Here is a 12,961-nt window from a genome sequence, read left to right as displayed (position 1 = left end):
GCCATTCGCCCGTGCGTAGCGAACGTCGTGCCCGCGCCGCTCAACGCGGCTTCGCCCGCACGACGATCTGCGCCTGCGTGTCGCGTTCGATGCGTTCGAGCGCCCCACGCAGCGCCGCGAATTCGTCCGGCGTGCACACCTGACGACCGAAATCCGCCTTCATCCGCCGCGTGACCTGGACGATGCGCGCGGCCGCATCGAACACGTAATGCGACGTGAACGCGACGAAGCGGTCGTGCACGTCCGCATCCGTCGGCAGGTCGGTGACGACGACATCCGCCGGCAGTGCAATCTGCCCGGTCTCGTCGAACGTGCCGCCGACGCAGCCCCACGGCTGCGTACGCACGGGTTCGGCCAGCCAGTTCTCGACCTGCGTCGCGATGCCGCCCGTGAGGCTCGACAGCGCGGGCAACGCGGTCGTGCCGTCGGGCCACACGAAATGATCGAGCGTGCCGGTGACCGTCACGTCGAACGGCCCCTCGGTCACGCGCCGGTCGCCGGTCGACAGTTGCGCGCGGCCGCGCAGGCCGCTTTGCCTCAGACGCTCGGTCGCCAGCGCGTCGATGCGATCGTGCGGCGCCCGGCGAAACAGGTTCCGCTCGAGTTCGGCCGTCCAGCCGCTGTCCTCGACGTATGCATTGAAACGCGCGGCGCCCGGTTGCGCGGCGTCGATCCCGACCCGCGCGATGCGGCCGCGCGGCTGCGTGGCCGGCGTGCGCGACAGCACACCGGTGTCGACGAGCAGCGCGGGACGATCCATCACGATCGGCGGCAGGTAGCCGAACGCGATGCCGGCCGTCGTCGTGTCCGCATAGAGCGCGAGGTCGGGCAGCCACGTGATCGCATGATTGATCGCGCCGCCGCCGTAACCGGGTACCGACGGCAGCGTGTAGACGGCGCCGAGATTGATCAGCACCGGCTCGCTGCGAATGCCGACCGCCGCGAGCAGCGCGCCGAACAGCGCGACATGATCCTTGCAGTCGCCGTAGCGGTTGCGCAGGATGTCCGTCACGCGATGCGGCGCGGCGGCCGTTTCGCCGAGAAACAGCCCGACGTAGCGCACGTTCGCCTGCACCCAGTCGTACAGGATGCGCGCCTTGTCGCGCGGATCGGCGGCCTCCGCGGTGAGCGCGCGCGCCAGTTGCACGACGGCCGGATCGCCCGCGCTCGGGTCGACGGCCGCGTTGCGGTAGCGGGCGGCGAAGGCCGCGTAGTCGGGCAGCGTCGACACGACGAGCCGGTCGCCGTAGGTCGGATAGCCGACCGCGCCGCTCTCGATGCGGTCGTACGGGCCGTGCCGGTAATCGAATTCATAACGCGTGCGGCCGTTCGCCGTGACCGGCGGCAGCGCGACGTAGCCGCGCGCGTCCGCATGCAGCGGCATGTCGGCCGGCACGTCGAAGATCAGCCGCTGGCTGTCGACGGGCTCGCGCGACGGCTCGACGTAGTAGCCGAAGTAGCCGGGATTGACGGGTTTCGTGCGCGTCTTGCGGAACGCCACGCGCGTGCTCGATCCGGCTTCGACGCCGGGGAACACGACGGTGCGCAACAACCCGTCCTGGAACGTCGGCGCGCCGGCCGAGCGCGGCTCCTGCACGTCGCGGATGCCGTCCGCGCCGACCAGATGCGCGACGCCGTCGCGATCGATCGTCTCGGCCGCGAGCAGATCGACCTGCTCGAGATGCTTGTCGAACCACACGTAGCGCTGCGCGACCGCGTCGATGCCGTTCGCATTGTTCGCGCGCAGTATCGAATCGTCGTGCTCGTCGAGCGAGCCGTCGTGCTGGATCACGAATTCGTGGACGTCGCTGACGAGCGTGACGGGGGCTTCGTCTTCCGCGCCGGACGACTCGCGCGAGTCGTGCGTGCCGGCCGCGGCGATTCCCGCGCCGAGCGCAACGGCGCAGGCGAGCAGACAGCCGGCCCATCGGGAAGCAAAACGTGCCACGTCGCGACTCTCCGCGCGTTCGTTACCGGGCGTCGGGACTGCGCGCCCACGCGACAGGTCGTACCCGCATGACACGCGCATGACGGACCACCCGCCCGATGGCCGTCGTGCGATCCAGTGTGGGTGACGTGCCGGCGAGCGTCAAGCCGTGCGGCCCATCGCCGTCTCCCGACTTTCCGCGCGTATCGGTGCCGTCCGGCACGCCGGCCGTCGCCGCCCGATCCCGATCCGTTCACCCGCCCTATCCGTCCGAACGCCATCGATGCCCGCGTCCCGGTCGTGCGTTGTTCCCCGCAGTTCGTCTTTTGTGCGCGCGCAACAATGGCGATGCCTCGCGCCCGGCGCCCGGCGGGCAACCCGATTCCCCGCGTGGCGCCGGGCGCGATGGTCTTCAAGAACCACATCTCACGAGGACATACCATGCAACTCCAATCCCATCCGGCGTGCCGCCCGTTTTACGAAGCCGGCGAACTGTCGCAACTGACCGCCTTCTACGAAGAAGGCCGTAACGTCATGTGGATGATGCTGCGATCGGAGCCGCGGCCGTGCTTCAACCAACAACTCGTTACCGACATCATCCATCTCGCGCGCGTCGCACGCGACTCGGGCCTCACGTTCGACTTCTGGGTGACGGGCTCGCTCGTCCCCGAGCTGTTCAACGTCGGCGGCGACCTGAGCTTCTTCGTCGACGCGATCCGCAGCGGCCGGCGTGACCAGCTGATGGCCTACGCGCGCTCGTGCATCGACGGCGTGTACGAGATCTACACGGGCTTCGGCACCGGCGCGATCTCGATCGCGATGGTCGAGGGCAGCGCGCTCGGCGGCGGCTTCGAGGCCGCGCTCGCGCACCACTACGTGCTCGCGCAGAAGGGTGTGAAGCTCGGGTTTCCCGAGATCGCGTTCAACCTGTTCCCGGGCATGGGCGGCTATTCGCTCGTCGCGCGCAAGGCGAACCGCGGCCTCGCGGAATCGCTGATCGCGACCGGCGAGGCGCATGCGGCCGAGTGGTACGAGGATCGCGGGCTGATCGACCAGACGTTCGACGCCGGCGACGCGTATCTCGCGACGCGCACCTTCATCGACGTGACGAAACCGAAGCTGAACGGCGTGCGCGCGATGCTGCGCGCCCGCGAGCGCGTGTTCCAGCTGTCGCGCTCGGAGCTGATGGACATCACGGAATCGTGGGTGCATGCGGCGTTCACGATCGAGCCGAAGGACCTCGCGTACATGGAGCGCCTGGTGATGCTGCAGAACCGCCGCGTGTCGAAGCTGCGCACGGTGTAATGGAACCGGCGCCGCCGCGTACCGGCGGCGCCTGGGCGGGCACGAGGCTCAGGCGATCAGCCTGAGCTTCCGCGTCTCCGCGAGCCACGCCTCGAACGCCTGCGCCGGCATCGGCCGCGCGTAGTAGTAGCCCTGCGCGTGATCGACGTCGAGCTGCTTGAGGAAATCGGCTTCCGCATGCGTTTCGACGCCTTCGGCGATCACCGCGAAATTCAGCGCCTTCGCGAGCGACACGACCGAGCGCACCAGTGCCTGCGAGCGCGGGTTGCGGTCGATGCCCGTGATGAAGGTGCGGTCGAGCTTGATCGCATCGAGCGGCAGGCGCGACAGCTGCGACAGCGACGAATAGCCGGTGCCGAAATCGTCGAGATGGATCTCCGCGCCGAGCTGGCGGAACTGCCGCATCAGCCCGATCGCGGAATCCTCGTCCTCGATGAAGCAGCTTTCGGTCAGCTCGATGTCGAGCAGGCCGGGCTTCAGCCCCGCGCCGTCGAGAATCGACGCGAACTGGTGCACGATGTTCATGTCCTGCAACTGCCGCGCGGACACGTTCACCGCGATCCGGATGCCGAGCCCCTTCGCCTTCCATGCGGCGGCCTGTGCGGCCGCGGTGCGCATCACCCAGCGCCCGAGCGGCGCGATCAGCCCCGACTCCTCCGCGAAACGAATGAACTCGATCGGCGCGACGAGCCCGCGATCGGGCGACTGCCAGCGGATCAGCGCCTCGACGCCGTGCACGTCGCCCGTCGCGATATCGACGACCGGCTGGTAATGCAGCACGAACTGCTCTTCCTCGAGCGCCTTGCGCAGGTTCGTGTCGAGCCACATGTACTTCGCGACCTTCTGGTTCATCTCCAGCGAGAACACGCGGTACGTGTGCTTGCCTTCCTCCTTCGCGACGTACATCGCGGTGTCGGCGCTGCGGATCAGCGTCTCGAGCGAATCGCCATGCTGCGGATGCATCGCGATGCCGATCGAGCAGCTCGTGTAGACCTCCATCAGCCCGAGGTGGATCGGCGTGCGCAGCCGTTCGAGGATGATCTGCGCGGTCGCCTCGAGCAGCGGCCGCGTGCCGTGCTCGAACAGCACGAGGAACTCGTCGCCGCCGAGCCGGGCGAGCGTCGCGCCGGACGGCAGGCAGCCGCTGATGATCGACGACACGTCCTGCAGCAGGCGGTCGCCGGTGATGTGACCGTAGTGATCGTTGACGCGCTTGAAGTTGTCGAGGTCAAGGAACAGGATCCCGACCTGGCCGCGCGTGTCGGGGCTCTCCGCGTCGATCGCCGCACGGATCCGCTCGCTGATCGCATGGCGGTTCGGCAGCCCGGTGAGCACATCGGTGTTCGCCAGCTCGGTGAGCCGCTGCTGCGCGTTGCGCTCCTCGGTGATGTCGATGCCCGAGCAGATCAGGAACTGCTCGTCGATGCCGCTGCCGCTCTGCACGAACTTGTTGCGGAACTGGAACAGGCGCGGCCCGTTGACCGTGTTGATGTAGCGCTCGACCGCGTACGACTGGTTGCTCGCGAAAAAGCCGGTGATGTTGGTGCGCGACTGCGCGCCCTGCTCGGGGCTCATGAACAGCTCGAACGCGCTGCGGCCGATCACGTCGACCTCGCGCTTGCCCGTCACTTCCTCGCACAGCCGGTTGAAGCGCTGCACCATCCCGTTGCGATCGAGGATCACGACGAGCGAATTGACTTCGGACACGACCTGCTCGGCGAAGGCGAGCCCGTGCGACAGATCGTCGGCGACGGATGCGGTATCGGAATAGGCGGACGCCGTGCCGGCCCAGTCGGTCGTGTTGACCTTCCTGCCGACCAGATGGAGGCTGACCGGATTGCCGAACAGCGCGATGTCGAGCACGAGATGCGACGTGACGCCGGTCAGCGCGCGCACGCGCGCGGCCTGCTCGACCGTCAGCGCAACCGCCACGTTGGTCAGGCCGCGCACGGCGGCCAGCTCGAGCGCGTTGCTGTCGCTGCCGAGACGCCAGCAGGGGCTGCGCGTACCGACATGCGCCTCGAGCACCGCGCTATCGTTTTCGTCATCCATGGACACGCCCCGATCCAGAAAAAAACGCACAGTGTAGACGGAGGCGAGCGGGCCGACCGCCCTGCCCGGGCCGCGCCGAGCGCGTTCCGGCAGGTCAGCCGTGATTGCCGTGACAGCGGGCCTCGTCCCGTACTTGTTTCCAGCTACTGCGACCGGCGTTCGCGCGTGACGCGCGCAGGTTTTGCCAAACGAATGATGAGAGCCATCTTATCAAATGACGATGAGGATTGGCACTCACATTTAGAGCAGAGTGTCAAGGAATCGGGACTCGATTGGCAAGCGGGATTTTTCATGATTTGCGGCCGGCGAAAGACCCGGTGCGGCACGGCGAAACGGCGTGGCGGAATCGGCTGAATGCCTTGCTGGTCATGGGTTTGCGGTCGACGCGGAGCGATCGCGGCATGGCACTGGCGGCACCGCTCAGACAGGGTCGGATCGCATGCCGGCGCACCGGATTTCGGCCATTTTTGATTCCGTTTGTGCGTGAATTCGTTGTTTTATTCCACAGTCCGTTGCAATGATTTCAGCCCGGCGCGGCCGCCCGCGCCGGGTCGCACGAATCAGCCCGCCGCGCCGTACCCGCCGCCGCCCGGCGTTTCGACCACGAATACGTCGCCCGGCGCCATCTGCGCGCGGCCGATATGGTCGAGCGCCTCGACCGTGCCGTCCGCCCGCTCGATCGTATTGCGGCCGAGCGCGCCGGCTTCGCCGCCCGCCGCACCGAACGGCGCGTGGATCCGGTTGTTCGACAGGATCGACGCGGTCATCGGCTCGAGGAAGCGGATCCGCCGCACCGCGCCGTCGCCGCCGCGCCAGCGGCCGCCGCCGCCCGACCCGGCGCGGATCCGGTGCGAGTCGAGCCGCACCGGGTAGCGCCATTCGAGCACCTCCGGATCGGTCAGCCGCGAGTTCGTCATGTGCGTCTGCACCGCGCCGACGCCCGCGAAACCGTTGCCTGCGCCGCTGCCGCCCGCGATCGTCTCGTAGTACTGGTAGCGATCGTTGCCGAATGTGAAGTTATTCATCGTTCCCTGGCTCGACGCGACGCAGCCGAGTGCGCCGTACAGCGCGTTGGTGATCGCCGACGACGTCTCGACGTTGCCCGACACGACGGCCGCCGGATACTCGGGGTTCAGCATCGAGCGGGCCGGCACGATCACCGTCAGCGGCTTCAGGCAGCCGGCGTTCAACGGGATGTCGTCGCCGACCAGCGTGCGGAACACGTACAGCACGGCGGCCATGCAGACGGCCTTCGGCGCGTTGAAGTTGTTGTCGAGCTGCGCGGACGTGCCGGTGAAATCGATCTCGGCGCGCCGCGCCGCGCGGTCGACGCGGATCGCGACGCGAATCTCCGCGCCGTTGTCGAGCGGATAGCGGTACGCGCCGTCCTGCAACGCGCCGATCACGCGCCGCACCGCTTCTTCCGCGTTGTCCTGCACGTGCCCCATGAACGCGAGCACGACGTCGCGGCCGAACTGCGCGACCATCCGGCGCAATTCGTCGACGCCCTTCTGGTTCGCGGCGATCTGCGCACGCAGGTCGGCCATGTTCTGCTCGACGTTGCGCGCCGGGTACCGGCCCGATGCGAGCAGCGCGCGCGTGTCCGCATCGCGCAGCACGCCGGCCGACACGAGCTGCCAGTTGTCGATCAGCACGCCCTCCTCGTCGATGTGCGTCGAATCGGGCGGCATCGAGCCGGGCGTCGTGCCGCCGATGTCCGCGTGGTGGCCGCGCGAGCCGACGTAGAACAGCGGCGCGTCCGAGCCGTCGGCGAATACCGGCGTGATGACCGTCACGTCCGGCAGGTGCGTGCCGCCGTGATACGGGTCGTTCAGCATGTAGACGTCGCCGTCGCGCATCCGGCCGCGGTTGCGCTCGATCACCGTGCGGATGCTCTCGCCCATCGAGCCGAGGTGCACGGGCATGTGCGGCGCGTTCGCGATCAGGTTGCCGTCGCCGTCGAAGATCGCGCACGAGAAGTCGAGCCGCTCCTTGATGTTGACCGAGTACGCGGTGTTCTGCAGCCGCAGCCCCATCTGCTCGGCGATCGACATGAACAGGTTGTTGAAGATCTCGAGCCGCACCGGATCGGCGTCGGTGCCGAGCGAGCGGCGCGTCGGCAGCGGCGTCGTGCGCGTCAGCACGAGGTTGCCCTGCGTGGTCATCTCGGCGCGCCAGCCGGGTTCGACGACGGTCGTGCCGTTCTGCTCCGCGACGATCGCCGGGCCGTCGATCGCGTCGCCGGCCAGCAGCGTGTCGCGCACGTAGAGCGCCGCGTCGTGCCACTGGCCGCCGGAATGGAAGCGCACCGCGGAATCGGCGCGCGGCGCGGTGCCGTCGCCCGCCCCGCGCGGCGCGAGCGGCGCGATGTCGACCGGCGCGTCCGAGCGGCCGATCGCCTCGACCGACGCCAGTTCGGCGACGAGCGGCGTGCCGGGCATCAGGAACGCGTAGCGCTGCCGGTACGCGGCCTCGAACGCCTGCTGCATCGCGTCGACGCTGCCGGCCGGCACGTCGAGCGCCGAATCGGTGCCCTGGTAGCGCAGGTGCACGCGCCGCTCGGTCGCGATCCGCTCCGGCGCGACGCCCTGTTCGAGCAGCGCGCCGACGGCCTCGTCGGCCAGCCGGTCGAGCGCCGCGTTCAACGCGGGCAGCGATGCGTCGGACAGCACGGCCTCGACCGCACGCTCGCGCATCGCGGTCTGGTCGGCCAGGCCCATCCCGTACGCGGACAGCACGCCCGCGAGCGGATGCGCGAACACCTGCGTCATCCCGAGCGCGTCGGCCACGCCGCACGCGTGCTGGCCGCCCGCGCCGCCGAACGTCGTCAGCACGTAGCGCGACACGTCGTGGCCGCGCTGCACCGAGATCTTCTTGATCGCGTTCGCCATGCTGCCGATCGCGATCTCCAGGAAGCCTTCGGCCAGCGCCTCGGGCGTCTCGCGCCGCCCCGTCGCCGCATGGATCTCGTCGGCGAGCGCCGCGAATTTCGCGACCACGCCGTCGCGGTCGAGCGGTTCGTCCGCGTGCGGGCCGAACACGCGCGGGAAGTAATCGGGCTGGATCTTGCCGAGCATCACGTTGCAGTCGGTGACCGTCAGCGGGCCGCCGCGCCGGTACGCGGCCGGCCCCGGGTTCGCGCCTGCCGATTCGGGCCCGACGCGCAGCCGTGCGCCGTCGAAGCCGAGCACCGACCCGCCGCCGGCCGCGACCGTATGGATGCTCATCATCGGCGCGCGCATGCGCACGCCGGCCACCTGCGTCTCGAACTCGCGCTCGAACTCGCCGTTGTAGTGCGACACGTCGGTCGACGTGCCGCCCATGTCGAAGCCGATCACCTGGCCGAAGCCGGCCGCGCGCGCCGCGCGCACCATTCCGACGATGCCGCCGGCCGGCCCCGACAGGATCGCGTCCTTGCCCTGGAACGCGTCGGCGCGCGTCAGGCCGCCGCTGCTCTGCATGAACTGCAGGTTCACGCCCGGCATCTCGTGCGCGACCTGCTCGACGTAGCGGCGCAGGATCGGCGACAGGTACGCGTCGACGACGGTCGTGTCGCCGCGCGACACCATCTTCATCAGCGGCGACACCTCGTGCGACACCGACACCTGCGTGAAGCCGATGCGGCGCGCCAGTTCGGCCAGCGCGCGTTCGTGCGCGGTGTAGCGGTAGCCGTGGATCAGCACGATCGCGAGCGCCCGCACGCCGCTGTCGAACACGCGGCGCAGCGACGCTTCGGCACCCTGAACGTCGAGCGGCACGACGACGTCGCCATGCGCGCCGACGCGCTCGTCGATCTCGACGACGGTCTCGTACAGCGCGTCCGGCAGCACGATGTCGAGATCGAACAGGCGCGGCCGGTTCTGATAGGCAATGCGCAGCACGTCGCGAAAGCCCTGCGTCGTCGCGAGCGCGGTGCGTTCGCCCTTGCGTTCGAGCAGCGCGTTGGTCGCGACCGTCGTGCCCATCTTCACCATGTCGACGCGCGCGGGCGTGATCGGCTCGCCGGCCGCGAGGCCGAGCAGGTGGCGGATGCCGGCCACGGCCGCGTCGCGGTACTGCTCGGGGTTCTCCGACAGCAGCTTGTGCGTGACGAGCGTGCCGTCGGGCCGGCGCGCGACGATGTCGGTGAAGGTGCCGCCGCGGTCGATCCAGAATTGCCAGCGCGCGGCGTCGGAGGGAACGGAGGAAAGGTGTCGGTCAGTCATGATGTCGGGTCGAGGCGTCGTTGAATCGAGGGACGAGCGCCGCCGCACGGCGCGCGTCGCACGCCGTGTCACGGTCTCGATGAAAAGGGAAGCAGGACGAAGGGCGGGCCGCCCGGCCGCTTACGCGGCGTCGAGTTCGCGGCCGCGGGTCTCGGGCAGCGTCAGCGCGGCGACGATCACCACGCCGTACGCGGCGACCGCGAAGATGCCGATGCTCGTGCCGAGCCCGTACTGCTTCGACAGCGCACCGATCAGGAACGGGAACAGCGCACCGATCGCGCGGCCCACGTTGTAGCAGAAGCCCTGGCCGGAACCGCGCACGCGGGTCGGGAACAGCTCGGTGAGGAACGCGCCCATCCCCGAGAAGATGCCCGATGCGAAGAAGCCGAGCGGGAAGCCGAGCCACAGCATCGACGCGTTGGTCAGGTTCAGCGACGTGTACGCGAATGCGATCACCATCGAGCCGACCGCGAACAGGATGAAGTTCGGCTTGCGGCCGAGGCGGTCGGTCAGGTACGCGCTCGTCAGGTAGCCGACCCACGAACCGAAGATGATCATCGCGAGATAGCCGCCGGTGCCCATCACCGTGAGGTGACGCTCGGTCTTCAGGAAGGTCGGCAGCCACGTCGTGATCGCGTAGTAGCCGCCCTGCGCGCCGGTCGTCAGCAGCGCCGCGCGCAGCGTCGTCGTGATCAGCTTCGGCGCGAAGATCTCGGTCAGGCGCGGCGCGTCGGCCACCTGTGCCTGCGCGGCCTTCTCCTTCTCGTAGACGTCCGGCTCCTTCACGTAGCGGCGGATCGCGACGACCAGCAGCGCGGGCGCGAGCCCGACGAGGAACAGCGCGCGCCACGCCTGCTCGGCCGGCAGCACCGAGAACAGCAGCGCATACAGCAGCGCGCACAGCCCCCAGCCGATCGCCCAGCCGGACTGCACGAGCCCGACGGCCTTGCCGCGGTCGCGCGCGCGGATCACTTCGCCGATCAGCACCGCGCCGGCCGTCCATTCGCCGCCGAAGCCGAAGCCCATCAGCGCACGCGCCGCGAGCAGCTGGTGGTAGTTCTGCGCGAGCCCGCACAGCGCGGTGAACACCGCGAACCACAGCACCGTGAGCTGCAGCGTGCGCACGCGGCCGATCCGGTCGGACAGGATGCCGGCGATCCAGCCGCCCGCCGCCGACGCGAGCAGCGTTACCGTGCCGATGAAGCCGGCGTCCGCGAGCGAGATGCCCCACGTCGCGACGAGCGTCGGAATCACGAACGACAGCATCTGCGTATCCATCCCGTCGAGCATGTAGCCGACCTTGCAGCTCCAGAATGCGCGGCGCTCGCGCGACTGTGCGTCCGCGTACCACGAGAACAGGCCGCTGCGCGCTCGGCTCGCGGGCTCCGCGGCGGGTGCCGCGAGGGTCTTGCTTTCCATGGTGGTGCTCCTGTCGTTATGCGCGTTCGAATGGCGATCGGGCGTGCGGGGTATCGGGCTTGGGCCGTCCATCGGCCCCTGAATTCAGAAAACGGCCAGCGATGCGTTCGTGATGTCGGTCATCAGCATGTGGCCGGGCGTATGCGCGATCGCGATCGGCAGCTTCGCGTCCATCAGCGCGGTTTGCGGCGTCACGCCGCATGCCCAGAACACCGGCAGTTCGTCGTCGCGGATCGTCACCGCGTCGCCGAATTCGGGGGCGTCCAGATCGGCGATGCCGAGCGCACGCGGGTGGCCGATATGGATCGGCGCGCCGTGCACGCCCGGGAACCGGCTCGTGATCTGCACCGCGCGGATCGCGTCGGCGCCGCGCATCGGCCGCATCGACACGACCAACTGGCCGCCGAAGATGCCCGCGCGGCGGTTCGCGATCGACGTGCGGTACATCGGCACGTTGCGCCGCTCCTCGACGTGACGCAGGCCGATGCCCTCGCGGGCGAGCATGTCCTCGAACGAGAACGAGCAGCCGATCGCGAACACGACGAAATCGTCGCGCCACAGCGCTTCCAGCGACTCGACGCGCTCGGTCAGGCGGCCGTCGCGGTAGACGTTGTAGCTCGGCACGTCGGTGCGGATGTCGAGATCCTCGCCGAGCGCGTCGATCCGGAACGCGCCCGGTTCGCCGACGCCGAGCAGCGGGCAGGCTTTCGGATTCGCCTGACAAAAGCGCAGGAAATCGTGCGCGTACGCGTCGGGCAGGATCGCGAGGTTCGCTTGCGCGAACGGGCCGCAATGGCCGGCGGTCGGGCCGCGGAATGCGCCGCTGCGCACGGACTGGCGGAATTCGGAAGGCGTCATGAGGTTCTGTCGCGAATCGGGTTGTCGTCGGGATGACGGTGATGTGTCATCGGTTACGGCGAAGAATAGAAAGGAAAAAAATTGACCGCCAACGAGTTTTTTTGCACTTCTTGTATAGAATTTCTTAACGCCCCCTCGGGTTTCCCCCGGTCCCGTTCACTTTTCCTCAGCGGCAAGCTGCGCATCGCCCCTTCGCCCGATCCGCCATGAACACGCGTTTTCTCGAAACCTTCGTCACGCTCGCGAAGCTGCGCAACTTCCGCACGACGGCGGCCGCGCTGCATGCGACGCCGGCCGCGATCTCGCAGCGCCTGAAGGCGCTCGAGGACGAACTGCAGACGGTACTCGTCGATCGCGACAGTCGCGAATTCCGGCTCACGCCGAACGGCGAGTACCTGCTCGGCTATGCGAAGGCCGTGGTCGAGGCCACGCAGGAACTGCAGGCGGCCGCCTCGGGCGAGAGCGCGCTGCGCGGCAAGCTGCGGCTCGGCGTGATCGAGACCGTCGTGCACAGCTGGCTGCCGCACTACATGCGGCGGCTCGCGGCCGACTACCCGCAGCTGGAGATCGACCTGACCGTCGACGTGAGCGTCGTGCTGCAGCGCCGGCTGATGGCCGGCGAGCTCGACCTGATCATCCGCGTGGAGGGCAGCGACGAGGCGTCGGTCGTGTGCGACGCGCTCGCGAACTACCCGGTGCGCTGGATCGCCCGCGCGGGGCTGCTGCCGAACACGCGCACGGGCCTCGCGCGGCAGGTGCTGCGCCAGCCGATCCTCACGTACGGGCGCGGCACCGCGCCCCATCGCGCGCTGGAGGACATCGTGCGCACGCTCGCGCATGCGCACGGCGTGCCGCTGTCGGACACGCGCATCACCGGCTCGCCGTCGATCTCGGTGATCGTGCAGCTGGTGCGCGACGGTTTCGGCGTCGCCGCGATTCCGGTGCTGTTCGTCGACGCGCTGATCGAGAGCGGCGAAGTGGTCGAGCTGCCGCTGCAGCCGTCGCCGCCGTCGATCGTCGTGTCGATGTCGCGACGCGCGGACGCACCGCGATTCGTGCACGGCGCGTCGATCGCCGCGCGGGCCGCGTGTCACGAGTACTGCGAGAAGAGCAAGCGGTTGCTGGTCGAAGCGCTGTGACGTTGCAGCGGCCGATGACGCGCGTTCGACATCGCCGCGGGAATCGCCCACAATCG

At 69.0% G+C, this 12,961-nt stretch carries 7 protein-coding genes; 2 read left to right on the top strand and 5 right to left on the bottom strand.

Annotation, left to right across the window (positions count from 1 at the left end):
- Positions 1–40 precede the first annotated feature (40 nt).
- Positions 41–1,948, bottom strand: a complete 1,908-nt coding sequence (locus tag WJ12_RS22925; protein WP_069245829.1) for a DUF3857 domain-containing transglutaminase family protein — start codon at positions 1,946–1,948, stop codon at positions 41–43.
- A 420-nt stretch (positions 1,949–2,368) separates the two neighbouring features.
- On the opposite strand from WJ12_RS22925, the gene WJ12_RS22920 reads away from it, so the two are divergent.
- Positions 2,369–3,232 carry a crotonase/enoyl-CoA hydratase family protein gene (locus WJ12_RS22920; protein ID WP_069245828.1) on the top strand — a complete coding sequence of 288 codons (864 nt, stop codon included), beginning with the start codon at positions 2,369–2,371 and terminating at the stop codon, positions 3,230–3,232.
- Positions 3,233–3,280: 48 nt separating this feature from the next.
- On the opposite strand, the gene pdeR is transcribed toward WJ12_RS22920, so the two are convergent.
- The 4 genes from pdeR to WJ12_RS22900 all read right to left on the bottom strand — a co-directional run bounded on the left by pdeR (position 3,281) and on the right by WJ12_RS22900 (position 11,766).
- A complete protein-coding gene (gene pdeR / locus WJ12_RS22915; protein ID WP_034188366.1) occupies positions 3,281–5,284 on the bottom strand; it encodes a cyclic di-GMP phosphodiesterase in 2,004 nt (667 codons plus the stop codon).
- 560 nt (positions 5,285–5,844) lie between these two features.
- Positions 5,845–9,489 (bottom strand): hydantoinase B/oxoprolinase family protein, encoded by a 3,645-nt coding sequence (locus tag WJ12_RS22910; protein WP_069245827.1) that lies wholly within the window; start codon positions 9,487–9,489, stop codon positions 5,845–5,847.
- Between the two features lie 120 nt (positions 9,490–9,609).
- Positions 9,610–10,908 (bottom strand): MFS transporter, encoded by a 1,299-nt coding sequence (locus tag WJ12_RS22905; RefSeq protein ID WP_034188368.1) that lies wholly within the window; start codon positions 10,906–10,908, stop codon positions 9,610–9,612.
- Positions 10,909–10,992: 84 nt separating this feature from the next.
- Positions 10,993–11,766 (bottom strand): putative hydro-lyase, encoded by a 774-nt coding sequence (locus tag WJ12_RS22900; RefSeq protein WP_069245826.1) that lies wholly within the window; start codon positions 11,764–11,766, stop codon positions 10,993–10,995.
- 206 nt (positions 11,767–11,972) lie between these two features.
- Between WJ12_RS22900 and WJ12_RS22895 the strand changes: the two genes are divergently transcribed.
- Positions 11,973–12,905, top strand: a complete 933-nt coding sequence (locus tag WJ12_RS22895; protein WP_011356169.1) for a LysR family transcriptional regulator — start codon at positions 11,973–11,975, stop codon at positions 12,903–12,905.
- Positions 12,906–12,961: the final 56 nt, after the last annotated feature.

This window comes from Burkholderia seminalis (assembly GCF_001718535.1).
GTDB lineage: Bacteria > Pseudomonadota > Gammaproteobacteria > Burkholderiales > Burkholderiaceae > Burkholderia > Burkholderia seminalis.
The sequence above is the reverse complement of the archived record's forward strand: the minus strand, read 5'-3'. Positions and strand labels throughout refer to the sequence as shown.